This window comes from Actinomyces glycerinitolerans, from assembly GCF_900098745.1.
Classification (GTDB): Bacteria; Actinomycetota; Actinomycetes; order Actinomycetales; family Actinomycetaceae; genus Actinomyces; species Actinomyces glycerinitolerans.
This window is the reverse complement of sequence record NZ_FQTT01000001.1, coordinates 726,698-751,861: the sequence shown is the minus strand read 5'-3', so window position 1 is coordinate 751,861 and position 25,164 is coordinate 726,698. Positions and strand designations below refer to the sequence as shown.

Sequence of the window (25,164 nt, the reverse complement as noted above, 5' to 3'; positions counted from 1 at the left end):
CAGGTTGCCACATACCAGTAGCCCTCCTCGTCGTCCGCATAGGACTCATAATCGGGGTAACGAGCCTTCTGCTCCTCCAGCCCTTCCGGGTCGGGATTGTTATTGTTGCGGTGGTACATGTCGGATGCTGCGCCGTCTGGTGAATCAAGCCACTTAGCTGTCTCAGCTCCCGACAGACCCTCCATGTACCAGCAAACCGGATGCACGCTCGCCGTTACCGCCTGTGAGGAGACCGTGCCACCATCACCGCCGGAGCCGTCCGCCCCGGCCGGCGTGTACTGCGCAGACACCGCAATCTGCACCGAACCATCCCCGCCCTGCGAAACCGAACCAGAAGCCGCAGAAGACGAACCAGCACTATTTCGCCCTCCAACTCCCGCGGCATACGAAGGCGTATCAGGACCAAACAGAAGGGAAAGCAGAAGTGAGGCAACCATTATAGTGGCGAGCTTGCCGTTTTTTTGACTAGTCTCCACGATTCAGGCCCAGCATTCGTTTGTGGAGAGCGTTTGTTCGTCGGCAGTACGCCACGTTGCATCCTCATAGACGAGTGTCACGATTCTTTCGTAGCGCCCTTGAAGTGTTTCGGGATCGGTATTCTCCGTTCCCGATGCGTCATATGAAGTCAGGTCTGCCTGATCGCTACAGACCCTTACTTCAGCCTGCGTGCTGGCTAGATCGGGGGTAGTAACAGCTACGGAGATTATCGCTATACGCAAACCACCATTCACCGTCTCGCCCGCGATAGGCTCGTAGTACTTCTTGAGGCTCTGATATGCCTCGGATGTGGTGAGTGGTTCGGCGTTTTCGACGCCGGTGCCGGTGAACCAGATGTTCCAGGTGACCTGGTCGTAGTTGATGAAGGCCTTGAGTACCTCGGTCTGCTGCTCATCCAGGTCCTCAGGGATGGAGGTGACTTCGTAGCGGTCGGTGGACAGCGACTCCGCCGTCACCACGCCGGCAGCCTCCGCGGAAGCAGCAGCCGACGCGGACGCCTCAGCAGCAGCCGCGGACTCCGATGCCTCGGCCGACGCCGCAGCCTCCGGATCATAGGTGGGGATATTCAAGGGGTTGTCATCCGAGCCCGACGAACACGCCGCCAGAGGCGCACAAGCCAGAAGCAGCGCCGCCGCGCCTGCGGCAGCACTACGCAGTCCGAGCGAACCAGTATGGAAACGACGCATGAGCGACTCCTAAGGGGCAAGGGCTCGTCATCAGGACGTTACAAAGTCTCACACTCCCGCAGGCCACGCGCAAGTGCTCCGGGTATGGTGGCGGTCCGGCTCAGGGGCTCGGCTGCTCCTGGGGCGCGAGCAACGCCGGTCCCGCTTGGCGGGTTGTCACGACTCCATATAAGTGCTAGCGTGCAACTAAATGGATCGCAGGATCCGTGACCCATCACCCGAGGCGAGGAGGCCTCAATGCAGAATTTGTCGCGCAGGTCGTTTATTGCGGGCGGGTCCTTCGCAGCGGCGGCGCTGCTGGCAGCGTGCACCGCGGAGCGAACGGCCGACTACTACGGCGACGTCAGCGGCGGCGAAGGAGCGCTGATCGGCGTCTCCATGCCGACCAAGAACCTGGAGCGTTGGAGCCGCGACGGCGAGAATCTCAAGCGGCTGCTCGAGGATCTCGGCTACACCGTCGAGCTCCAGTTCGCCGACAACAAGGTCGAGCAGCAGAACTCCCAGATCCAGACGATGATCAACAAGTCCCCGGCCGTGATCGTCGTCGGCTCCATCGACGGCTCCGCGCTCGGGCCGGTGCTGCAGAGCGCCGCCGGGCTGGGCATCAAGATCATTGCCTACGACCGCCTGATCCGGGACACCGAGGCGGTGGACTACTACGTCACCTTCGACAACTACAACGTCGGCGCCATGCAGGGGCAGTACATCGTCGACGCCCTCGATCTGGAGAACGCCTCCGGCCCCTTCAACTTCGAGCCCTTCGCCGGTTCCCCCGATGACAACAACGCCCGCTTCTTCTTCGAAGGCGCCTGGGACGTGCTGAGCCCCTACATCGAGTCGGGCAAGCTGGTCTGCCCGTCGGGAAAGATGCCCTCCAGCGTGGACGACTGGCAGTCGATCGGAATCCAGGCGTGGTCCAACACCACCGCTCAGTCGGAGATGGAGAACCGGCTCAACTCCTTCTACTCCAGCACCACACGCGTCGACGTCGTACTGTCCCCGAACGACGCCATCGCCCTGGGCGTGGGCCAGGCCCTGGCATCCGCCGGCTACAACGATGACAACTGGCCGGTCCTCACCGGTCAGGACGCCGACCAGGCCAACGTCGCAAACATAGTGAAGGGCCGCCAGTCGATGACGGTCTTCAAGGACACCCGCCTGCTCGGGGAGCGTTGCGCCACCATGGTCGACCAGATCGCCCGGGGGCAGGAGGTCGAGGTCAACGACACCGAGTCCTACGACAACGGGCAACTGGTGGTGCCCTCCTACCTGCTCGACCCGGTGACCGTCGATGCCGACAACGTCCAAGAGGTCCTGGTCGACTCCGGCTACTACACCGCCGCCGAGGTGGGGCTGTAATGACCGCCGACCCCAAGACCCCGCGTGCCTCCGCACCCGCGCAGGAAGCGTCGTCGTCCGCGGACACGATTCTGGAAATGCGGCACATAACCAAGGCCTTCGGCTCCTTCAAGGCCCTGGATGACGTCAACCTGGAGGTCCGTCGCGGCGAGATCCTGGCCATCTGCGGCGAGAACGGCGCCGGCAAATCCACCCTGATGAACGTGCTGTCCGGGGTCTGGCCCCGCGGTACCTATGACGGCGACATCGTCTACGACGGCCAGGTCCGTGAATTCCGCTCTATCCGCGACTCCGAGGCCGTCGGCATCGTCATCATCCACCAGGAACTGGCACTCAGCCCGTACCTGTCGGTGGCCGAGAACATCTTCATGGGCAACGAGAAGGCTACCCGCGGTGTAATCGACTGGGATGCCACCAATGAGGCGGCCGCCAAACTGCTTCAGGAGGTCGGCCTGAACATCCGTCCGCAGACCCGTGTGGCGGACCTCGGCGTCGGCCAGCAGCAGCTGGTGGAGATCGCCAAGGCCCTGTCCAAAGACGTGCGCCTGCTCATTCTCGATGAGCCCACCGCCGCCCTCAACGACGACGACTCCGCCCACCTGCTCGACCTCATGTGGGGGCTGCGCGAACGCGGCATCACCATGGTGATGATCTCCCACAAGCTGGCGGAGGTGGCCGGTGTCGCCGACCGCACCACTATCATCCGGGACGGCCGCACCGTCGGCACCGCCCCGCTGCACGGAGAAGGCGCCATCGACGAGGACGAGATCATCCGTCTCATGGTGGGGCGCGAGTTGTCCAGCCGGTTCCCCGAACACACTCCGCATGTAGAGGAGGAAGTGCTCCGGATCGAACACTGGACCGCTCACCACCCCATCGACACCGCCCGGGCCGTCGTCGACGACGCCGCCCTGACGTTGCGGCGCGGAGAGATCGTCGGGCTCGCCGGCCTCATGGGAGCCGGACGCACGGAACTGGCCATGAGCCTGTTCGGGCGCTCCTGGGGCACCAACATCTCCGGACACGTCTATAAGGACGGCAAGGAGATCTCCACCGCCACCGTGCGGCAGGCCATCGACAACGGTCTGGCCTACGTCACCGAGGACCGCAAGGTGCTCGGACTGAACCTCATCCAGGACGTCAAGACCAACACCACGGCTGCCGCCCTGAACAAGGTCTCCTCCCGCGGCATCGTCGACGACGCCGCGGAGGAGGAGGTGGCCGAACGCTACCGGCGCGAGCTGCGCACCAAAACGGAGTCGCTCGCCACGCCGGTCGGCTCCCTGTCCGGGGGCAACCAACAGAAGGTCGTCCTGGCCAAGTGGATGTTCTCCGACCCCGATGTCCTCATCCTCGACGAGCCGACCCGTGGCATCGACGTCGGCGCCAAATATGAGATCTACCAGATCATCAACCAACTGGCCGATGCAGGAAAGGCCATCCTCGTCATCTCCTCCGAGCTTCCCGAGCTGCTGGGGATATGCGACCGCATCTACACCATGAGCCAAGGCCGGATCACGGGGCAACTGCCCCGGGCCGAGGCCACCCAGGAGAACCTAATGAAGCTCATGACCGTCGAGAAGGACGCCGCCGGCCGGGGGGCCGCGCCGCGCATGGAACAGGAAGGAGCGGAGCAGTGAGCCAGCCGAATTCAGCCGACATCACGACGTCGGAAAGCAAGGTCGAGCGCGCCTCGGGGCGTGGCGAGAATGTCCCCGGTGCCGGGGCCAAGCTGCGCGAGTCCCTCGGCCGCAATCTCCGCCAGTACGGAATCCTGGCCGCGCTGGTGGCGATCATCATCTTCTTCCAGATCCTCACCGGTGGGCTGCTGCTGGCGCCCAACAATGTCGCCAGCCTCATCCAGCAGAACGCCTACGTGATGATCCTGGCGGTCGGCATGGTCATGATCATCATCGCCCGGCACATCGACCTGTCGGTCGGCTCGATTGTCGGATTCGTGGGCGGTGTCATCGGCCTGCTGGTGGTCAACTCCGGGGTGCCGTGGCCGGTGGCCGTGCTGGTGGCGATCGTGATCGGTCTGCTCATTGGCTGCTGGCAGGGCTTCTGGGTGGCGGTCATGGAGATCCCCGCCTTCATCGTGACCCTCGGCAGCATGCTCATCTTCCGTGGGCTGACGGTGGTGCTGGTCCAGCGCACCGTCTCCGGACTGCCGCCCAGCTTCGTGTCCATCGCCAACGGCTCGCTGCCGGCCTGGCTGGGGTACTTCAAGAACTACGACGGCGTCACCATCCTGATCGGCGCGGTCGCCATTGCCGGGCTGGTGTTCACGCAGCTACGTGCCCGCCGCCGCAACCGTGCCGCGGGCCGGGCGGTGGACTCCGTTGGTGTAGTCGCCCTGCGACTGGTGGTCTTCGCCGCCGCCATCGGCTTCTTCACAATGTTGCTCGCCTACTCGGCAGGCGGCACGCCGATCGTGCTGGTGATCGTCGGCGCGGTGATCCTCATCTACTCCTTCGTCATGAACAAGACCGTGTTCGGGCGACACATCTACGCGGTCGGCGGCAACCTCAAGGCCGCCCGCCTGTCCGGCGTTAACGTCAAGCGGGTGGACTTCATGGTGTTCGTCAACATGGGCTTCCTGGCCTCGTTGGCGGCAATCGTGACCACCTCGCGCGCCGGGGCCGCGGTTTCTACCGCCGGCAACCTGTACGAGATGGACGCCATCGCGGCGGCCTACATCGGCGGCGCCGCCGTCTCCGGCGGCGTGGGTCGGGTGTCCGGCGCCATCATCGGTGCACTGATCATGGGTGTGCTCAACATGGGGCTGTCAATCATGGCCGTGGACTCCGCCTGGCAGCAGGCCATCAAGGGTCTGGTGCTGGTGCTTGCCGTAGCCGTGGACATCGCCGGCAAACGCCGCAGCGCCGTGTGACGCGGTTCCGCACTCGCCGTCGAGACGACAGGAGTGGCCGGCAGCCGGAGCGGCTGTCGGCCACTCCTCGTGTATGCGCGCGGCCGCGTGGAGTTGCGTGGAGTGTGGACCGGATGGGGGCTACGAGCCCTTCCAACTTCCCGAGCATGTGCGACGGTGGTTCTGTGTGTCGAGAGGCGAGCGGAAGGAGACGGGGTCGCAGCGGACGTGTGAAGAGCCCGTATGAAGCCTTGCTGTTAGCGCAAACATCGCCTATGCTGCACGTGCGGTTCGTGAACGTTCACATTGGCGTGGGCCTGGGCCGCGACAATCACAGTCTGCTTGACGCCGTCCATCCGCTCTCGCGCCGACGGCGCCCGGCTGGTGCACCTTCCAAGGGAGGAACGTGTCCGTGAAAGCTAAGCACGCAACCACAGCGGTTGGAGTTCTGAGTGCCGCTCTACTGACCGCCGGTATGGCACTCCCGGTTCCTGCCGCAGTGGCCGCCAACGGGGTTCCCGCCCCGACGGCTCACTACGATATGTCGCACTCGGGTTCCGTACTAATCGACGTCTCCGGCAATGGTCGCGACGCCCGGCTCACGGGCCTAGACGATTCGGACTTCAAGGTGTATGCGGCCGACGAGTCCCTCGTCTTCGATGGCAATGGCTATGCGACCATGCCGGCAGGAGCTGTAACCGGTACCGACAACGAATTCACCGTAGAGATGTCTTTGACGAATGCAGCCGTCGCCAACCAGTTCGGCTGGGTCATCGGCGACGGCATCGGCTCGTGGAACACGAATCAACTGGGGAACCATGTCTTTGTCAACCCCGCCTCCGGCGAGCGTGAGGGCGGGATCCTATCCGGCATCCGTGTCAAGACTGACGGCGGCAATGGCGAGGAGCGTGTGCCCGCCGGTGGACGTCTCGCCTCCGATGCCGTTTCCACGATCACGCTGGTTTCCTCGGGCGACACCATCACCCTGTATGTCGACGGCGTCCAGGAATCCCAGCTCCAGCACGGCAAATCAATGAGCGACATCGTCAAGGGCGACGTCCTGGGCTACATCGGCCGCTCGCTCTACGAGCCGGATGCCCTGCTTAAGGCAACGGTTACGGACATGAAGCTGTGGGACGATGCCCTCACCCCCACCGAGGTTGCCGCTTCAGTCCCGACCGCCGCAGAGCGAGCGGCTGTCTTCCAAGCCATCGTTGCCGAGCAGATCGAGCTCCGTCTCCTCGCCGCCAACACCTCCCTTGAAGACGTGAGGGAAAACCTGACTCCACCCACCGCTGTCAGCGGCACAGTACTGACCTGGGCCTCGTCTGATCCCGCCGTCGTCGCGGCGGATGGCACGATCGCCCGTGGCGCGCAGGATCGCCAGTCCACCCTGACCGCAACGGACCCCGCGGGGCGGACCTACGTCTTCGAAGTCACCGTCAAGGCCATATCCGATGACGAGGTTGCCTCACACCTTGCCGCAGAACTGGAAGCAATCAAGCTGGAGTCGGTCACCTACGAGAATCTGCCTCTGGTTGCTGAAGGCGCCCGATACGGCTCGCAGATCACGTGGACCTCCTCCGACCCCTCCGTGATCAGTGAGACCGACTCGGCCTATGCCGCTCCTGACGTCGGCTCTGCCGATCCCTTCGAAGGCGCCGGCATCGTCAGTCGGCCCGCCTACGGCTCCGGGGACAAACAGGTCGTCCTGACCGCCACCGCCACGCTGGGCGGGCAGAGCGCCACGCGCACCTTTGACGTGACCGTCGCTGAGCTGGGCCGCAGTGCGCCCGACGTCGGCTACGCAGCCGCCTACTTCAAGTCGGACAGCAACGAGCGGATATACCAGGACTACACGACGACAAACGACTTCTTCACCTTCACGCCGGCGAACGGCGGCCAGCCGACGGTCGCGTCGCAGACCGACACGCAAGGCCTGCGAGATCCATACATCCTGCGCTCGGTAAACGGCGACAAGTACTACATGCTCGCCACCGATCTGTGCATCGGCTGCGGCACCTCCTGGGGTGATGCCCAATCCAAGGGCTCGCTGAAGATTGAGGCCTGGGAGTCCGCCGACCTGGTCAACTGGACGCGCACCAACGCGGATGACGGCGATACCGGCATTGTGGTCAACCAGCCCGAGGCCGGCATGACCTGGGCTCCTGAGGTCTACTGGGACGATGCGTTGCAGTCCTACGTGGTCTTCTTCGCCTCACGCCTGTACGACGACGTTGACCACATGACCACCTCTACCGGCGCTCACGCCCGCATGTTCTACGTACTGACCCGCGACTTCGATACCTTCACCTACCCTCCGCAGGTGTGGCAGGACACGGGTTACGCCCGTATCGACTCAACCGTTACGAAGATCGGTGATTACTACTACCGCTTCACCAAGAACGAGGACGGCGGTTCTGCCGATGGGCTGGAGCGTGGCAAGGACATCTTCTTGGAACGGTCCCGGGTCCTGACCTCGGTCACCACCCAGTCCTCTGCAGGCACGGATCCGGCCACCGGTTGGCAGCTGGTCGATACCGCAATGACCACGCCGCTCACCGGTCAGGCGGGCGAGGGCCCGGAGATCGTCAAGCTCAACGAGGGTGACCCGAACAACACGGGCGACGGCTACGTCTTCCTCGTCGACAACTACGGCAACGGCGGTTACGTCCCCTTCGTGACAACCGGTACCGCCATTGCCGCCTCGACGATGGATTCCCGGCTGTCCAAGACGGTCGGCTGGACACCCCACGCACAGACGGGCTTGCCTTCCAGCCCGCGTCACGGCGCATTCGTCAACGTTCCCCAGACGATCCTGGACGCAATGGAATCCTGGAGCGGAATACACGCCGTCGACTCCGTCACGGAAGTCGTTCTGGACGGGCGACGAGCCACCGCTACCGTGACCGCCGCCGACTCCGGCGACGTCGTCGGTACGGTCACCTTCACGCTGGGCGACTGGAGCCAGGCCGTCGCTCTGACCGATGGGCGGGCCGACGTCGCCCTGCCCGGGGGACTTGCGGGCACGCTCATCGCTCACTACGACGGCTATCGCGACAACCTGGTCAACGCTTCACAGGGCGCTGTCGCCGTTCCCGCCGACGAACCCACAGCCGAACCGACCGCTGAGCCGACGGCGGAGCCCACCGCGGTGGAGCCGACGACTCCGACCGCCACTCCATCCCCTGCTCCTGCAAGTGGTAGCGGCCAACCGGGTGACGGTCCCGTCACGAGCGCCTCCACAAACGCCCCGGCCGAGGTCGCTGTCGCCGAGAGGGTGTCGCGCAGTGGGAAGGCGGAACCGGGCCGGCCCGGCGCTTCCCTAGCTCGTACGGGCGCAAACACGGACCTCGCCTTGCTCAGTGGCGGCCTGGTGCTCATCGGTGCGGGCGCAGTGAGCGTGCGCCGTCGTCGCGCCTGAGCCCACCGGGGGCGGGGCGCAGCCGTGCCTCGCCCCCCTCACCCCAGCCCCGTCAACCGATGCGACCACGTGGGCGAGACCGCCCCCGCAGTAGAAGGAACCTCAAATGCCCCTAACGATCCCGGACCGCAGACGGGCGCGGCGCATACGCGCCGGACTCGGCCGTGCCGCAGCGGCCGCGTTGCTTGCCGCGCCCCTGGCCCCCGCAGTGGCTTTCGCCGCCGAGCTGCCAGACCCCTACGTTCATTACACCTTCGACTCTGCCGCCGCTGACGGTACGGTCGCCGACGCGGCGGGCAGCGGTCTGGCGGCCACGGTCTCCGGTAAGGGCGCCGCCTTCGCCGAAGGCTCGATCTCACTGCCCGGAGGCGCGAACGGCTCGGGCGCCGCCTTCGTGAGTATCCCGGGCGCCGCATATGCAGGACAGGAAGCCGTCACCATCTCCATCTGGATGACCAACGCCACCGGCAGCGACAACTATGCCGGCGCCTACGTGGGCAACGCCGACCGCACCAAGGGCTATTGGCTGCTCAATCCTGCCAACCCCTCGGGCGCCGTCAAGTCCGTCATCACTTCTGCCACGGCCGCAAACCCGGCCGCGGAGACCTGGAACACCGAGATCGGCTCGACGCAGGCCCCGGCCCGCTCATCCCTGTCGCTGTACACGACCGTCATCAGCGGCGCCACCGGCACGATGAGCTTCTACCTAGATGGCGTCAAAATCTCCTCGCACGCGATCGCCACCGACCTGACCGACTTCGGCGATCTCGTCGCATTCATTGGTAAGTCGCCCTATCCTGATCGGTTCTTCAAGGGGACGGTTGACGACTATGCGGTCTACCACGAGGCGCTCACCGACCAGCAGGTGTCCGAGCTTTATGCCGACCAAGCGGCTGAGCGCGCAGAGGTCCTCGCCCCTGCCGCGATCGAGTCCGCATTGGCCGTCGTTGCTGCCAAGGTCCCCGCTGAGGCAGTGGAGACCTTCACTGTCCCGGTCACCTCTGGGCCGGTCGGGATCTCCTGGTCATCCTCGGAGCCCGGGGTGATCAATGTGGACGGCGATGGTGTAGCCTCCGTCTCTCGGCCGCGCGCCGAGGAGGGTGATGCGGCGGTGACTCTGACCGCCACCTACTCGTTCCCCGGCGCGGATCCAGCGGTGCGCACCTATACCGTCAAGGTATCGGCCGACCAGACTGATACTGCCAAGGTGTCGGCAGACGCCGACGCACTGGTGATCCACAACGCCGACGACATGCGCTCGAACTTCTCAGTTCCCACCGTCGGCGCCGCAGGCTCGGCGATCGCCTGGGAGGTGATTGAGCCCGGCGCCGCCGATCCGCGACTGATCGCCGGTGTCCGCGACGGGTCGGCCACCTACGTGATCAAGCGCCCGTCCGCCGGCTCCGATCCGACCATCGTGGTTCTGAGCGCCACGGTGACCAGCGGCGACGTCGCCCAGACGAAGGACATTGCTGTCACCGTCCAACCGATGCCGTCCGTGCAGGCCGAGGAGGCATACGTGTGGGCCTTCTTCACAGGTGAGGGACAGGGCGCGGAGAAGATCTCCATTGCCGCCTCCAAGGGCAACGACGCGCTCGCCTGGAACACCCTCAACGACGGTAATCCGCTCATCGAGTCCACCGAGGGCACCGGAGGCCTGCGCGACCCGTTCATCATCCGCTCCCACGACGGCGATCGCTTCTACATGCTTGCCACCGATCTTAAAGTTGCGGGCCTGCCCGGCGGATTCACCACCGCCCAGCGCACCGGCTCGAAGTACCTCGAGATCTGGGAGTCAACCGACCTCGTCAGCTGGTCCGAGCAGCGGCACGTCAAGGTCTCCAGCGACTACGCCGGCAACACCTGGGCGCCGGAGGCCTACTGGGACGCCGAACTGGGCAAGTACGTCGTGTACTGGGCCTCCAATCTGTATGACACCGTCGACTCCGCGGATCGAACCAGCCTCACCTACAACCGCATGATGTATGTGACAACGGACGACTTCGTCACCTTCTCTGAGCCACGTGTATGGATCGACTCGGTGCGCAAGTCGGGAACGGACGGCCTGGGCACCATTGACGTAACCGTCGCCGAAGAGGACGGCGTCTACTACCGGGTCTACAAGGATGAGGGCGATATGACTCTTCGCGAGGAAAAATCTACGGTCCTGACATCCACGGTGTCCGGGGACCTTCCCGGTGCCGAGGGGGCTCCCGACCAGTGGACACTCATTACCGAACGAATCGCGGCAGGGCTGCCCAACGGTGTGGGGACGAACACCTTCGTCCACGGCGAGGGGCCGTCGATCTTCAAGGCGAATGCTGACGACATCAATGGTGCCGCCTGGTACCTGTTCATCGACCAGCCCGACTATCATGGGGGCCCAAACCATTACGTGCCCTTCGCCACTGACAAGCCCCTCGCCGACACCTCGGCGGCCGACTGGTACTCCGCCGCGGCGAAGCTATCCAGCAACCTGCCGCAGAACGCGGACGGCGGCCGGCCACGCCACGGCACGGTCATTCCGGTCACCCGGGCGGAGTATCAAACAGTACTACTGGCGCTTCAACCCGATATCGCGGTCAGTGCCGTCGAACAGGTGTCCGTTACCACGACGCTGAACATTCAACCATCGCTGCCGAGCACCGTGGAGTTGACCATGGCCGACGGATCCGTCCAGGAGGCTGGCGTGACCTGGGCGCCGATCACAGCCGAGTCACTGGCAATCCCCGGGCAGATACGCGTCCGGGGAACTGCGGCTAACGACACCCGTGAACCCGTTGAAGCCGTGGTCACCGTCCTGCCCGTCAATGAACCCGACTCAGAACCGTCACCGGTACCTACGCCATCACCAACGCGGGCGGCGAGCGGTGAATCGCCGACCCCGGCCCAGGCCGCGACCGGAACCCCAATGACGCGGGCGCAGGAGTCGGCTGCAGCTGCCGCCCCCGTGCCAACATCAGCGCCCCCTTCTCAGAACCCGGCCTCTGTTAACAGCACGACGGCGGCTCCAATACGGCGAGACGACAATGCCGGATCCGGTGGGCGCGGGAGTCTTCCCAAAACCGGCACCGGACTGACGGGATTGCTGATATCGGTAGCGTTCGTGGGCGGCGGGTGTGTCTTGGTAGCACTTCGTAACAGCAAGCGCGGGCTGTACTCACACCCGGATCCTCGGTAGCCGGACGTGCGGACGCCATCGTGACGTGTGTCGTGGGTCGGGGCGGGGGACTGGGCGAGGTCCGCTGGTTCTTGATGGTGTAGCCCATACCTCCGCGCCCCGTCGTCCTACACGAAAGTGTCGGGTCTGGGCGCGCCGGGGTGCCGCCGGCGAAGTCAAAAACAACAACTTCATAACGGGACGGCCGAAGGTTTGACAGGCCGCATGTGAACGTTCACAATCTAGTTGTACGAGCGCATAACCGGCGCGTGAAGTTCGTCCTGCTAGGGGTGAACGCCGGGCGTGCGCAAACGTGGCGGTTACCTAAAGGTGGGGCCGTTCTGATTCTCGAGGGAGAGACTCATGAAGCGTCGCGAATTCCTTGTCATGTCTGCTGTTGGTGGGGCGGTCCTGGGTTTGAGTGCCTGTGGTTCGTCCAAGTCGGGCGGCTCCGGCGCCGAAGGGGACACCATCGTCGTCGGGTACTCACAGCTGGGCGCCGAGTCGGGTTGGCGCACCGCCAACACCGAGGACATCAAGAAGCATCTGACCGCCGAGAACGGGTTTGATCTGACATTCGTGGACGCCCAGCAGAAGCAGGAGAACCAGATCAAGGCGCTGCGCGACTTCATCAGCCAGGATGTGGACATTGTCGCGTTCTCTCCCGTCGTTGAGACGGGTTGGGACGACGTGCTCCAGGAACTCAAGGATGCCGAGATTCCAGTGATCTTGGTGGACCGTTCCGTCGACACAACGGTCGAGGATCCCTACGTTGCGCACATTGGCTCCGATATGGCTGCCGAGGGCAAAATGGCAGGCGAATGGGTGCAGGAGAACTTCCCGAATGCCAAGATCTTTGAGCTTCAGGGCACGATGGGTTCGGGGCCGCAGGTGGACCGGGAAGCGGCATTCGACGCCATCATGGGTGACAACGTCATCGGCAAGGCCACGGGGAACTTCACTCGTGCCGAAGGCAAGACCGCAATGGAGGCCGCACTCCAGGCGTATCCGGACATGGACCTCGTGTTCTCCCACAACGACGACATGGGCCTGGGAGCGATCGAGGCGATTGAAGCGGCCGGCAAGAAGCCGGGTACGGATATCGCCATCGTCACCGTCGACGGCGTCAAGGACGGGCTGCAGGCGCTGGTCGACAAGAAGTTCAATTACGTTGTTGAGTGCAACCCAATCTTCGGCGAACAGCTCGGCGAACTCATGAAGAAGGTCGTTGCCGGCGAAGAGGTCGAGAAGAACACCGTTGTTGAGGACAAGACGTTTGATCAGACAATCACGCAGGAGGAGGTCGACGCGCGGCCGTACTAACTCGGATCGGCGTTCCTGAGGTGTTCAGCTTGCGGCCCACGGCCTGGCCGTGGGCCGCAAGCACGGCCGTACTCCTCTTCTCCAAATGATTCCTACCACTACACTTCGACGAAACGGAGGGACCATGGCTACCGGCACGCAGGATGTGCGTGGGGCCCCCACCCCGATCGTGGAGATGTCCGGCATCACAGTCACCTTTCCGGGAGTGAAGGCGCTCGACGACGTCGACTTCCGTCTTTTTCCCGGCGAGGTGCATGCTCTCATGGGTGAGAACGGTGCAGGTAAGTCCACGCTCATCAAGGCGCTGACCGGCGTCAATAGACTGACGGCGGGCACGATCAAGGTTGACGGTGAGGAGGTGAGTTTCGCCGATCCGGCTGATGCGCAGAACAACGGTGTCGCGGTTGTGTACCAGGAGGTCAATCTCTGCCCCAACCTATCGGTAGCCGAAAACGTCATGCTGGGGCACGAGCCCAAGCGTGGTCCCTTCATCAACTGGCGGGAGATGCGCCGACAGACCAAGGAACACCTGTCGCGACTTCACCTAGATATTGACCCTGCCACCACGTTGTCGCAGCACAGCATAGCTACTCAGCAGTTGTGCGCCATTGCGCGGGCCCTGGTCGTCGACGCCAAGGTCCTTATACTTGATGAGCCGACCTCGTCGCTTGACGAGGATGAGGTGTCGGAACTGTTTGAGGTCATCCGAGAACTGCGCGACGTGGGTGTCGCAATCCTATTCGTTTCGCATTTCCTCGACCAGGTATATGAGATATCGGACCGTATGACAGTGCTTCGCAACGGCAAACTGGTCGGCGAGACTCCCACGGATGAGCTGTCGCGCTCCGAACTCATCTCCCAGATGATCGGCAAGGATGCCGCTGAACTCGACGCGATCGGCGGCGGAACCCATGAGGCGGCGGTCAAGCGTGAGGACGCTCCGGTGCTCAGCGCGCTCGGGGTCTCCAGCAAGGGGAATGTCGCGGCATACGATCTTGATGTGTACCGGGGAGAAATCGTCGGCATCGCGGGCTTGTTGGGGTCCGGTCGCACCGAGGCGTCTCGCCTACTGGCGGGGATAGACAAGATTGACACCGGCGAACTGAAGATCAAAGGCTCCAGCGTACGCCTCGCCAGCCCGCTGGCCGCGTTGAAACAGGGGGTCGCATACTCCACCGAGGATCGAAAGAAGGAAGGCATTATCGGCGACCTAACCGTCCGCGAGAACATCGCGTTGGCCGTCCAGGCGTCGCGCGGCGCATGGCGGCCTCTGCCGCGCAAGGAACTGGACGGGATTGTCGATAAGTACATGGAGGCGCTTGACATTCATCCCCGCAATCCCGGGATGTTGATCAAGAACCTGTCTGGTGGGAATCAGCAGAAGGTGCTGTTGGCCAGGTGGCTGGCCACCGCCCCCGCGCTGCTGATTCTTGATGAGCCGACCCGCGGCATCGATGTTGGAACGAAGGCCGAGATTCAACGTCTCGTAGCTGAGCTCGCTGGGCAGGGTATGAGCGTCATCTTCATCTCCTCCGAGTTGGAAGAGGTCTTACGCCTCTCTCACCGGATCATGATTATGCGAGACCGCAGTAAGGTGGGCGAAATGGTCAACGGGCCGGGGGTTACGGCCGGCACTGTCATGTCGACTATTGCTGCTGAGAAGGGTGAGGCCGATGAGTGATGCACGGTCGAACGAAGGTACGGATAATCGGGCGCCCGCGGATATCAAGCGAGGTTCCGCGGTCCGAGCGCCTGGCGACTACGCGGATCGCGAGCGAGTCGAACGGACATCCGCCTTACGGCGTATCACCTCCCACAACCTGTTTGGGCCGGTGCTCGCACTTTTGCTTCTCCTGGCGGCGTGCCAGGTGATGAGCCCGGGCTTCCTGAGCATTTCCCTCCAAGATGGGCACCTGTTCGGACAGCTAATAGATATTCTGCGCGCGGCCGTCACTCCCATGCTCCTCGGACTGGGGATGTGCCTGGTCATCGCTACTGCAGGCATCGATCTTTCAGTGGGTGCCGTTATGGCTATTTCACTGGCGGTGTCGTTGACGTTCCTTGATAACGCCAATGATGCTGCAGCGCCGGGGACTGTCGTTACTGCGATCGGGCTGGGCCTGGCGGTCGGGTTGGCGGTAGGCGTGTTTAACGGCTTCCTGGTCTCCGTGTTGGATATACAGCCATTCATCGCCACGATGATCCTCATGGTTGCGGGCCGGGGTATAGCAATGCTTATCACGCGGGCGCAGATCACAACTGTGACTTCGGCGCCGTTCAAGTCGATCGGTTCCGGATTCACCCTCGGTCTGCCGACCCCGGTAGTCATTGGTGCGCTGGTGTTCATCCTGCTGGTATTGTTCGTGCGCAAGACGGCTCTGGGCATGTTGGTGGAGTCGATCGGCATCAACGCGGAGGCGTCGCGTATATCGGGTGTGCAATCGCGCCGGATTATGTGGCTCGTATACATTCTGTGTGGCCTGCTGGCGGGCTTGGCGGGGCTCATCTACGGTGCCCCGACCATGGCCGCGGACGCTAATAATATCGGCCTCATGAAGGAGATGGACGCGATCCTCTGCGTCGTCATAGGCGGCACAAAGATGAGCGGCGGCAAGTTCTATCTCGGCGGCACGGTAGTCGGCGCTCTGGTGCTGACCACTATCGAGCGCGCCGTCATCATCTTTCACATCCCTGCGACCGCGACTCCGTTGTTCAAGGCAATTGTCGTCATCGTGGTTGTGGTCGCGCAGGCACCGCAGTTCCGCGACTGGGCCCAACGCCACAAGCGGGTCGGCGGGGCCGTTGAAGACTCGGTTAGGGAGGTAGCGGCATGAGTGACGTAGCCATGTCCACCGTGAACAAAAGGAAGCGAGACAACGCTGGGCGGGGCGCAGGGAAGGCCGCTCGCAATGGCCTCCTTGCTCGTGTATTCGATCCGAAGTATTTGCCGGTAGGCTCCACAATACTGACGCTGCTGATCATGCTCGCGATCGGCCAGGTCCGGTACTCGGGTAGTCGTCCGTTCGTCTCGATGAAGCTGTTCTCGAATCTCTTCGCTGACAACTCCTTCATTCTCGTTCTGGCCGTCGGCATGACAGTCTGCATCCTCACCGGTGGTATCGATCTTTCTGTGGGCGCGGTCGTGGCCCTCGTAGGCCTGGTGATAGCGAAGCTGTTGCCGGCGGGGGTGCCGCTGCCGATCGTGCTGGTCGCCGCGGTGCTCATCGGCACCTGCTCGGGCCTGCTGATTGGGGTATTGGTGAGGTACTTCGACTTTCAACCATTCATCGCTTCGCTAGCGGTGATGTTCCTCGTCCGTGGCGTCGCCAACCTGGTGTCCGCTCAGTCGCTGGCCATTAATGACGAGGGCTTCTCGGCCTTGGCCTCCTGGGCGATTAAATTCGGTGAGGGTCGCGATTCGTGGAAGATTACGCTTCCGATGATTATTGCATTCGTGGTGGTGCTGATCGGTTTCTATCTGCTGCACTACACGCGTTTTGGTCGTACCGTGTACGGCATCGGGTCCGGCGATGATGGTGCGGCGGCGAATCTCATGGGACTCGCGGTAGGCCGCACGAAGATCCTGCTCTACATGTTTTCGGGGACGTGCGCGGGCATCGCCGGCATCCTCTTCGCCATGTACACCAAGTCGGGCTATAACCTCACCGGTGTGGGCATGGAGCTGGATGCGATCGCTCCGGTGGCCATCGGCGGCACCTTGCTGACCGGCGGGCGCGGATACGTTTGGGGTAGCGTCGTGGGCGTTATGGTCTATGGCCTACTCCAGGTTCTGATCGCCCGCGAGGGACTCGACTCGTGGTGGACGAAGGTATTCATCGGTGTCTTCCTGCTCGCCTTCGTGCTCCTGCAGCGTGCACTGAGTCGTAGGGGCAACTGAACTAGGTGACCCGGATTCCGGTGGCGGGGCGTTCCGATACTTCTCGGTCCACCCCGCCACCGGTTTTGTGGCTTTTCGTGTTTGTGGGTGTGGTGGGTGGGGTGTCTGGATGGTGGTTTGTGTGTGTGCTCCGGCGGGTGCGATGAGCGGGGATGGGATAGTTCACCGTGAATCTCGGTGAATCTCGGTGGATCACGGCGGATAGCGGCGGATCGTGCGTGACGGTTCGGGTGCTTGCGTGAGAGTTCGCGCCTTCGCCTGACGGTTCGTACGCTCGGGTCGACGGTTCGGCACATCCGGCGACGGTTCGTGGGGTAGGGGTACGAACCGTCGTGGTTCATGCCGAATCGTTGGTGCTACCTGACGAACCGTCACCGGAACACACGAACCGTCCACCCCATGACGCCACCATCATGACGCCACCCCCTGACGCCGACCAATGATGGCCCGCGCGTAAGAGCCCTCCGAAGTACCCTCCGCCGCTGCACTCGGCAGTCCGCCTGGCCCGCCCCCGGCGGTACGGGCCCGCGCCCGGCTGAGTGGTCCGGCGGTGTGGGCCTGGGGGTGTCGGGGAGGTCGTTTGTGACGCTAGTTAGTGGCCTGTTGAAGGTCTCCCGGGGCGTGCGGCAGGCCGGTGAGTGGCGTTGCGGACGGTCAAGGCGGTGTTGCGTACCGAAACCCTCCACATTCGGGAGGGTTTCGGGCCGAAGAGGACGTTCTGGCCGAACCAAGGTCGTTCTCAGTCCAACCAGAACACACCACCAGCCACACCCCCCAAACACGAAGAGCCGCTTTAGGCCGGCGTGTCGTTGGGTGTTCGCAGTCGGCGTGCCTTGTTTGGAGCGCTTCTTTATGTTTGGACCGCCGTAGTGTGCCACTGGGGCGGCCCAAACAGACGTAAGGGGTCCGACCGATGTCGGCCCCACCCGGCGAGGCCGGCTGCGGCGCGGTGGTCGAGGCCCGGCAGGCGGTGCACTCCCACCGTTGGGCGCCTACGGCGGTGCGGCTCGAGCTGCCGGGAACTGAGCCAGGCTCGGCGCCGGCGGCGGTGCAGGATCCACTGACCGCCGGCGCCGAAGCGGCTCAGCTCTCCGACCGGCGCCGGAGCAGTACGGTGCCGGACACAAGCAGTCCTGCAGCGGCGAAGGCGCTGGCGATATTGACCCCGGTTCGCGCCAGCGAGTGTCCGGACTTTCCGGGCACCGGTTGGGCGGAGGCCCGGGCGGTGATAGCCGCCTCGGCGCTTTGGCTGGGCGTGGAGCCCGGGCTTTGGGGAATGGCCGTAGGCATAGCGCTGGATGCGGTCGTAGCCTCGGGTATCGGTGCGGAGGTGGGAGCACCCGCACTGCTGGTCGCCGTCGGCTGCGGCACGGCGCTAGGAGTCCCGGCCTGAGTGGGTTCTGGTGTGGCGATGGGCTGCGTGAGCGTCACGTGCACGGTGTAGGTCGTCTGCGTCCCGTCGGGCGCGGTGACCGTGATCGTTGTTGTGCCCTGGCCATCCGAGCGTTGATCAACGCTCGCGTCGACGTCGGTCGGTACGGCGAAGACGGGCGGCTGCTGATCGGCGGTGACGGTGAGTGCGTACTCGGTGACATCGGGGGAGAACCCCTCCACGTCAACACCGCCTACGGTGAGCCGAGAGAGTGTCGATACCGAGGACGGAGCCGCGCGCAGGGCGTTTATCTCCACCTCTGAGACGATCATGTGGGTGTTCTCGCGTGCAGTGAGTACGAAGCGCACAGCCGCGGCCTGGATGTTTCCAAAATCGACTGTCACGGTTGGTGCCGTTGCTTGATCTGGGACGGGCACGCTCGGCAGGCTCATCCAGGATCCGGTGTCGGGATCGAGATACTCGGGGACAATCTGCGTTGCCCAGCTGTGTGAGGAGCCGTCCATGTAGAAATACACAGTTGCATCCGTCACCGTCTCGTTGTCCGCGAAAGTGTAGGTGAGAGTATCGCTGAGGTTCTTATCCGAGGACTTCCAGTTCGACCAAGCCTTATCGGTCAACACGAGGTTCGTCGTGCCCTCGACGGAATAGCCGGGCTCGGTGAAGGTGGCTGTAGGGGCCGACTCGGGGGCGATGTTCGCAGGGGCGACACCGACGACGATCACGTTGAGTGTTGCCGGGATTTCGGCGCCGCCCGAGGATGCGGTTCCCGGTACTACGTACACGCCCACGGTGGCGAGTTGCTCGGCGGTGAGGTCTGAGAAGTCCCAGACTACTGGGGCGTCGAAACGCGAAGCGGAGTCTCCGGCCTGGGCGCGTACCGTTTCCGGTGCCTCTGCACTCACATCCGCGACGGAGGCGCCACTCCGGACCGTGACGCTGGTCGGGTCGGAAGAAGTTGCCGGTCCCACCTCTATCGTGGCTACGACGTCGTCGAATGCGTTTCCGTATGCATCGGTACCGGAGCCGTGGATTGTGACTGTGCCCGACGTCGACCAGTCCTGCCCGGACACGTCCCAGGTCACGGAGGCGGGGGCGCCGGGGCCGTCCGCGTAAAGGGGAATGACGGTCTCTGGCAGCACCGGGACTACGCCTACAGACGTGTTAGCGGTGACCGGTTTGAAGCCCGTGATTGTGATGTCCCGGGCGGTCCAGCGCTGGTTGCCGCCGCCGTTGGACTTGTAGGTCCCTATGCGGCTGCCCGCGCTCTGCGCCTGGCCGTTCACCTCCACCACTACGGGGCGGGTGGTGGACACCAGGGAGAAGTCCTCGCCGTTAGTGGTGGTCACGATCCACGTGCTTGAGTCCTCCGAAACGGTGTCGGGAGCGGCGGCAACCGCCGTACCGTCGACATCTGCCAGCACCTGCCCGGCACGGTTGGTGAGTGTGACGCGCTGTTGGTTGGTGCCGGCGCCGGAGAGAGTGTGCACGGTCCACAACTGGTTTGCGGAGTCCGCGGGGGTGAAGTCGTCGATGACTACGCCACCGTTCTTCGCCGTCAGGGACCGGCCGGACTGAACGCCGGTGACTTCGTAGGTGTGGCCGTCCTGAAGGAATGCAGCGTTGTCGGCGACACCGGTGACGCCGTCGATAAGGAATGTGGTGACGGACATCGCGGGAACGGTCAGTGTAGCCGTCTTGGTGACAGGGTCGACGTTGACGGCCGAGCCGGTCACCAGCGCGTTGGCGGTCGGATCGGACTCGGGGGACTCGGTAGTGGTTACTGGGGTAACGGTCGCGCCGGCGACCGAGGCGAACTTGGACAGGTCGATGGTGACTGCGCGCTCCTCGGAGGAGTCATTGATATGAACCATGTTGACTCCGGACCCGTCGGGGCGGATAGCCGCGGTCGACTGTGTGGAATCCGTCGGGATGAGATGGGAGCCGGGGACGATGTAGTGCGTGTAGTTGCGCACGGTGTTGTACTTGGAATTCGTCAGGACTTTGCAGCTCGGATCGGCGTCGCCGTCGGCCAGGCGCCGTTCGGAATCGCCGTTGTCGTTGCAGTCGAAGTCGATGAAGACCGAGCCCCAGTTGAGCCGCTCCACCTTCTCCATGTTGTAAAGATCCTCGACGGGTTGCCAGAACACCCAGGCATCGGGCTCGAGCTCGCGCAGGTCGTCGGTGATGTGCTGGGCCATGCCTAGACCGTTGCCCATCTCGGTGAGGTTCAGCCCGTTCTTCGGGCTCCAGTCGCCCTCCACCTCGCTCATCCAGAGTGACGTGTCATCAACCTTGGCTATGTCGCGGACGACCTGGCGATCGCCCGTACCATAGGTGTGCACGTTGTACTGGTCGACCGCGGCCCGCGACCGGGCGGAGTACGCGTTCCAGTCGGTGACGAAAGTGCTGGGATTGGTTTCATCCATAGCGGAGATGACGGCCTCGGTGCCGGTCCCGGGCTCGTTGAGGCGAGCCTGGAGGACCTGGATCATCTCGTTCTGTTCTTGCGGACCGATGTGGGCGCCCTCTTGCCGTGAGGAGGAGTTGGGCCACTGCTCGCCGCTGCGGATCGATGTGGACCAATAGTTGGTGTTGGGCTCGTTGAAGGGGTCAATCGTGTTCACCTTGATTCCGTGGGCAGATTCCAGCTCATCGACCACGGTGACGAGGTAGCCGGCGAAGGCCTCCATGTCATCGGAGGACAGTTGCTCGGCCCAACCGTCGTTGATGCCTCCGGAGACGAACCCCGACTGGGTGAGGAAATACGGTGGGGAATTGGAGAAGGCCTCCCAGTGCGTGATGTCGGCCTTGATCGCGTCTATCCACCACCGTTGCGTCGCATCCGCAGACAGGTTGTAGGAGTTCGTGTCGTCGCCATTCCAGGCGGCGCGGTAACGGCCGCGGTCGGCATAGGTCGAGGTGATGCTCCCCTCGTCGTCCGTTGCGTGCAGATCGGGGTTCCACCACCCTTCGACTGCTCCTCCTGGACGTAGGTAGTCGGGAACGTCCGTCGCGTTGCCGCCGCCGATGTTGTAGCGCGCAATGTTGAGGTTCAGCCCCTCCTCGCCGAACACGGCGTCGCGTAGCTGTTCACGGACCTCTTGCGGGTAGTCCCCGGTGGCGTTGGCAAACCAGACCAGGGAAGTCCCCCAGCCTTCGAAGGCGTCCGATTGATAGCTCGGGTTAATGGTGACGGTGACTGCGGTGGCTGCTGACGCCTTGGGTGGCGCTATGCCAACGATTCCAGCAGCCGCAAGTGATGCGGCTGCGAGGGCCGCCAGGGTGCGGATACGTAGCTTCCTCATGAACTCTCCCCATTGAGAAATAGCGGAATATCAGCGATGGTTGCGCAAACATCACTGCCTGTACCGATTATTGCCGCGCCCCACCGCGGCGTCAAGGGTGAGGAAACTTGTTCAGTGCTTCCGTGGCGGTGCCGTGGACGCGCGTACCACCAGTGACGTCGGCACCAGCTCCTGGCCGGTCTCGGCCACCCCGGTGCTCATCATGCGCACCAGGCGGGCCATACAGGCCCGGCCCATGCCGGCAAAGTCCTGGTGCACGGTCGTCAGCGGGGGAGCGAAGTCGGCGGCAAGGGGGATGTCGTCAAAGCCGACCACCGACAGGTCCTCCGGGACGTGCCGCCCCAGATCCTGTGCGGCGTGCAGCAGTCCGAGTGACATCTCGTCATTCGCGCAGAAGACGGCGGTGCAGCTCGGATCCTTCAGCAGAGTCAGGGCTGCCTGGTAGCCGGAGCCGGCCGACCAGTCGCCGTGTGCCGGCTCGGGCACCCGCCGTCCGGCCTCGGTGAGCACTTCACGCCAGGCCTTCTCGCGGCGCTGTGCCGAATATGAATAGGCCGGGCCGGTGATGTGGTGGACGGTCGCGTGCCCCAGTGCCAGTAGGTGCTCGACGGCGGACCGAGTGCCGGCGGCCTGATCGGTATCGACCACCGCATGATCCGGGCCCAGGGCGGAATCGACAACGACGAGGTGCTCGACGTCGGGGAGCGTGAAGGACGCGCCCTCGGCGTCGTCGGGCATCGACTCCATCACCAGGATGATCCCGTCGACCAGCAGCTCGCTCAGGCGGTCGAAGGCTCCCGAGACGGAGGCTGTGGTGCGGGACTGCGGTGCCATGAGGGTGACGGTGTAGCCGTGGGATGAAGCGGACTCGGAGATCGCCGCGAGGGTAGAGGTGTTGCCTGTAGCGGTCAGGTCGAACATGACCACGCCGATGTTGTGGAAGCTGCCGCGTTTGAGGGCGCGGGCGGCCGCGTTGGGGCGGTAACCGAGCTCACGCATGGCTGCGACCACCCGTTCGCGGGTCTCGGGGACCACGCCTTCGTATCCGTTGGACACGCGCGAGACGGTTTGTGCGGAGACGCCGGCCAGCTGAGCCACGTCCGCCATGGAGACCTGGCGGCGCCGTCGTGCGGGCATGATGACCTCCTGAGCTCAACGATGGTTGGGGTCATGGTTGACATAACTGAACCGATGTGACAAGGTAACACCCGTTCACGATGTTTACGCAACCATCCCCGCTGTTGCAATTGTTTGCGTAAACACCACTCTATCGGCCCACTCCGCTCAGTGCAGAGACGGAAGGACAAGGATGTCGGCGATTCCCGTCGCAGCGAGCACCTCCGGTGCCGCGCAAACCAACCCCGCGCCCGAGCGGCGCCATAAACGTCGCTGGACCGGATGGGGCTTCGTTGGCCCCTTCATGGTGGTCTTCGCCTTCGTTTTCCTCGCACCCATCTTCTACTCGATCTACCTGAGCCTGTTCCAGAACCGGATGGTCGGCGGCAACCAGTTCGTCGGCCTGGACAACTACATCCAGCTCTTCGGCGACCCGCAGTTCTGGGAGGCATTCCGCCGCGTCGCACTGTTCCTGGTGGTTCAGGTGCCCATCATGCTGACGCTGTCGCTGCTGGCGGCCTTGGCGATCGACTCTCTGAAGCTCCACGGCACGGCGTTCTTCCGCATCTCCATCTTCATGCCCTACGCGGTGCCCGCCGTGGTCGCCGCGCTCATGTGGGGCTTCATGTACGGCAACCGCTTCGGCTTGGTGGGCTCACTGTCCGACTTCCTCGGTGTGAGCATCCCCGACCCGTTGGGTGCGAACGTCATTCTGGTGTCGATCGGCAACATCGTCACCTGGGAGTTCGTCGGCTACAACATGCTGATCTTCTACTCCTCGCTGAAGACGATTCCGCACAGCCTGTACGAGGCCGCCGCGATCGACGGCGCCAGCGAGTGGCGCATCATCACCGCCATCAAGATCCCGGCCTTGCGCGGCGCCCTGGGTATCGCCACGATCTTCTCCATCATCGGATCGTTCCAGCTGTTCAACGAACCCTCGATCCTGCAAAGCCTCGCCCCCAACGCGATCACCACCTACTACACGCCGAACTACTACGCCTACAACCTCTCCTTCGCCGGCCAGCAGTACAACTACTCGGCCACCGTCGCCATCGTCATGGGCCTGATCACCATGGCCGTGGCCTACTTCGTCCAGCTGCGCGGGAACCGGGAGAACTGAGCCATGAGCAAGAAGACCACCGAGGCCGCCGTCGCCCACCGCGGTTACAACGTCGAGAACCCCCGCAAGAGTTGGCTGCTGACAATCGTGATGGGCCTGATGCTCATCTACACCTACCTGCCGCTGCTGTGGCTGTTCATCTCCTCGACCAAGACCCAGGGGGACCTCTTCTCCACCTTCGGGCTGTGGTTCGGTCATGACTTCGCCCTGTGGGACAACATCCGCGAGACGCTCACCTACAACGACGGCCAGTTCGTGCGCTGGTTCCTGAACACGCTGATGTACGTGGTTCTGGGCGCCGGCGGCTCCGTGCTGCTCTCGGTACTGGCCGGGTATGGTCTGGCCAAGTTCGACTTCCCGGGTAAGAACGCCGTCTTCGCCATTGTCATCGGCGCCGTCGCCGTCCCCGGCACCGCGCTCGCGGTCCCGACCTTCCTCATGTTCGCCAAGCTGGGGCTGACAAACACTCCGTGGTCGGTGATCATCCCCTCGCTGATCTCGCCCTTCGGTCTGTATCTGATGTGGCAGTTCACCCGCGACGCCGTGCCCACCGAGCTGCTCGAGGCGGCCCGGATCGACGGCGCGAGCGAGTTTCGTACCTTCCGTCAGGTGGCTCTGCCGCTGCTGGGCCCCGGCATCGTGACGGTCGCCCTGTTCGCGATCGTGGCCACCTGGAACAACTACTTCCTGCCGTTGATCATGTTGAAGGACGCCAGCTGGTATCCGCTCACCATCGGTTTGAACGCCTGGAACGCGCAGGCAGCTACGGCCGGAGGGCAGGCGATCTTCAACCTGGTCATCACCGCCTCGCTGCTCACCATCATTCCGCTGATCGCGGCCTTCCTCGGCTTGCAGCGCTTCTGGCAGGCCGGCCTGGCCTCCGGCGGCGTCAAGGAATGATGCCGCCACTCCAAGCCTCCTTCCGCCTGCCCCTGCGTCCTTCGACTACATCAACCCCCAACCCAAACACTCCCACCAGCACCGCAAGGGTGCGAACTGGAAAGGAA

Annotated in this window: 14 protein-coding genes and 1 pseudogene; 11 read left to right on the top strand and 4 right to left on the bottom strand. The window is 63.7% G+C overall.

The window, feature by feature from the left end:
• Both ACGLYG10_RS15760 and ACGLYG10_RS03160 read right to left on the bottom strand, forming a co-directional pair.
• Positions 1 to 302: pseudogene (locus ACGLYG10_RS15760) on the bottom strand (hypothetical protein); the annotation flags it as partial.
• 177 nt (positions 303 to 479) lie between these two features.
• Entirely contained in the window at positions 480 to 1,184 is a 705-nt protein-coding gene (locus ACGLYG10_RS03160; RefSeq protein ID WP_139240739.1) for a hypothetical protein, read from the bottom strand.
• Between the two features lie 237 nt (positions 1,185 to 1,421).
• Between ACGLYG10_RS03160 and chvE the strand changes: the two genes are divergently transcribed.
• The 9 genes from chvE (at position 1,422) to ACGLYG10_RS03115 (ending at position 17,220) form a co-directional block, all read left to right on the top strand.
• Positions 1,422 to 2,543 carry a multiple monosaccharide ABC transporter substrate-binding protein gene (chvE, locus tag ACGLYG10_RS03155; protein ID WP_073327722.1) on the top strand — a complete coding sequence of 374 codons (1,122 nt, stop codon included), beginning with the start codon at positions 1,422 to 1,424 and terminating at the stop codon, positions 2,541 to 2,543.
• 77 nt (positions 2,544 to 2,620) lie between these two features.
• On the top strand, positions 2,621 to 4,183 hold the full coding sequence (gene mmsA / locus ACGLYG10_RS03150) for a multiple monosaccharide ABC transporter ATP-binding protein (protein WP_073327871.1): 1,563 nt from the start codon (positions 2,621 to 2,623) through the stop codon (positions 4,181 to 4,183).
• A complete protein-coding gene (gene mmsB, locus ACGLYG10_RS03145; RefSeq protein WP_083565361.1) occupies positions 4,180 to 5,436 on the top strand; it encodes a multiple monosaccharide ABC transporter permease in 1,257 nt (418 codons plus the stop codon). Before mmsA ends, mmsB begins: the two co-directional genes overlap by 4 nt.
• 391 nt (positions 5,437 to 5,827) lie before the next feature.
• Positions 5,828 to 8,839, top strand: a complete 3,012-nt coding sequence (locus ACGLYG10_RS03140) for an immunoglobulin-like domain-containing protein (protein WP_139240737.1) — start codon at positions 5,828 to 5,830, stop codon at positions 8,837 to 8,839.
• Positions 8,840 to 8,945: 106 nt separating this feature from the next.
• Complete coding sequence (locus ACGLYG10_RS16150) at positions 8,946 to 12,020, top strand: immunoglobulin-like domain-containing protein (RefSeq protein ID WP_073327719.1); 3,075 nt, start codon at positions 8,946 to 8,948, stop codon at positions 12,018 to 12,020.
• 342 nt (positions 12,021 to 12,362) lie between these two features.
• Positions 12,363 to 13,322 (top strand): ABC transporter substrate-binding protein, encoded by a 960-nt coding sequence (locus tag ACGLYG10_RS03130; RefSeq protein WP_073327718.1) that lies wholly within the window; start codon positions 12,363 to 12,365, stop codon positions 13,320 to 13,322.
• A 124-nt stretch (positions 13,323 to 13,446) separates the two neighbouring features.
• A complete protein-coding gene (locus tag ACGLYG10_RS03125; protein ID WP_073327716.1) occupies positions 13,447 to 15,003 on the top strand; it encodes a sugar ABC transporter ATP-binding protein in 1,557 nt (518 codons plus the stop codon).
• Positions 14,996 to 16,156 (top strand): ABC transporter permease, encoded by a 1,161-nt coding sequence (locus tag ACGLYG10_RS03120; protein WP_083565358.1) that lies wholly within the window; start codon positions 14,996 to 14,998, stop codon positions 16,154 to 16,156. Before ACGLYG10_RS03125 ends, ACGLYG10_RS03120 begins: the two co-directional genes overlap by 8 nt.
• Complete coding sequence (locus ACGLYG10_RS03115) at positions 16,153 to 17,220, top strand: ABC transporter permease subunit (RefSeq protein WP_199912557.1); 1,068 nt, start codon at positions 16,153 to 16,155, stop codon at positions 17,218 to 17,220. Before ACGLYG10_RS03120 ends, ACGLYG10_RS03115 begins: the two co-directional genes overlap by 4 nt.
• A gap of 1,083 nt (positions 17,221 to 18,303) precedes the next feature.
• Here the strand turns inward: ACGLYG10_RS03115 and ACGLYG10_RS15740 are convergent.
• Together ACGLYG10_RS15740 and ACGLYG10_RS03105 are read right to left on the bottom strand one after the other, a co-directional pair.
• On the bottom strand, positions 18,304 to 21,918 hold the full coding sequence (locus ACGLYG10_RS15740) for a glycoside hydrolase (protein ID WP_073327713.1): 3,615 nt from the start codon (positions 21,916 to 21,918) through the stop codon (positions 18,304 to 18,306).
• 111 nt (positions 21,919 to 22,029) lie between these two features.
• Positions 22,030 to 23,055, bottom strand: coding sequence for a LacI family DNA-binding transcriptional regulator (locus ACGLYG10_RS03105; protein WP_073327712.1), 1,026 nt, complete (start codon positions 23,053 to 23,055; stop codon positions 22,030 to 22,032).
• Positions 23,056 to 23,227: 172 nt separating this feature from the next.
• On the opposite strand from ACGLYG10_RS03105, the gene ACGLYG10_RS03100 reads away from it, so the two are divergent.
• Together ACGLYG10_RS03100 and ACGLYG10_RS03095 are read left to right on the top strand one after the other, a co-directional pair.
• Entirely contained in the window at positions 23,228 to 24,157 is a 930-nt protein-coding gene (locus ACGLYG10_RS03100; protein ID WP_073327710.1) for a carbohydrate ABC transporter permease, read from the top strand.
• A gap of 3 nt (positions 24,158 to 24,160) precedes the next feature.
• Positions 24,161 to 25,057: a carbohydrate ABC transporter permease gene (locus ACGLYG10_RS03095; protein ID WP_073327709.1), complete on the top strand. Its 897-nt coding sequence runs from the start codon at positions 24,161 to 24,163 to the stop codon at positions 25,055 to 25,057.
• Positions 25,058 to 25,164: the final 107 nt, after the last annotated feature.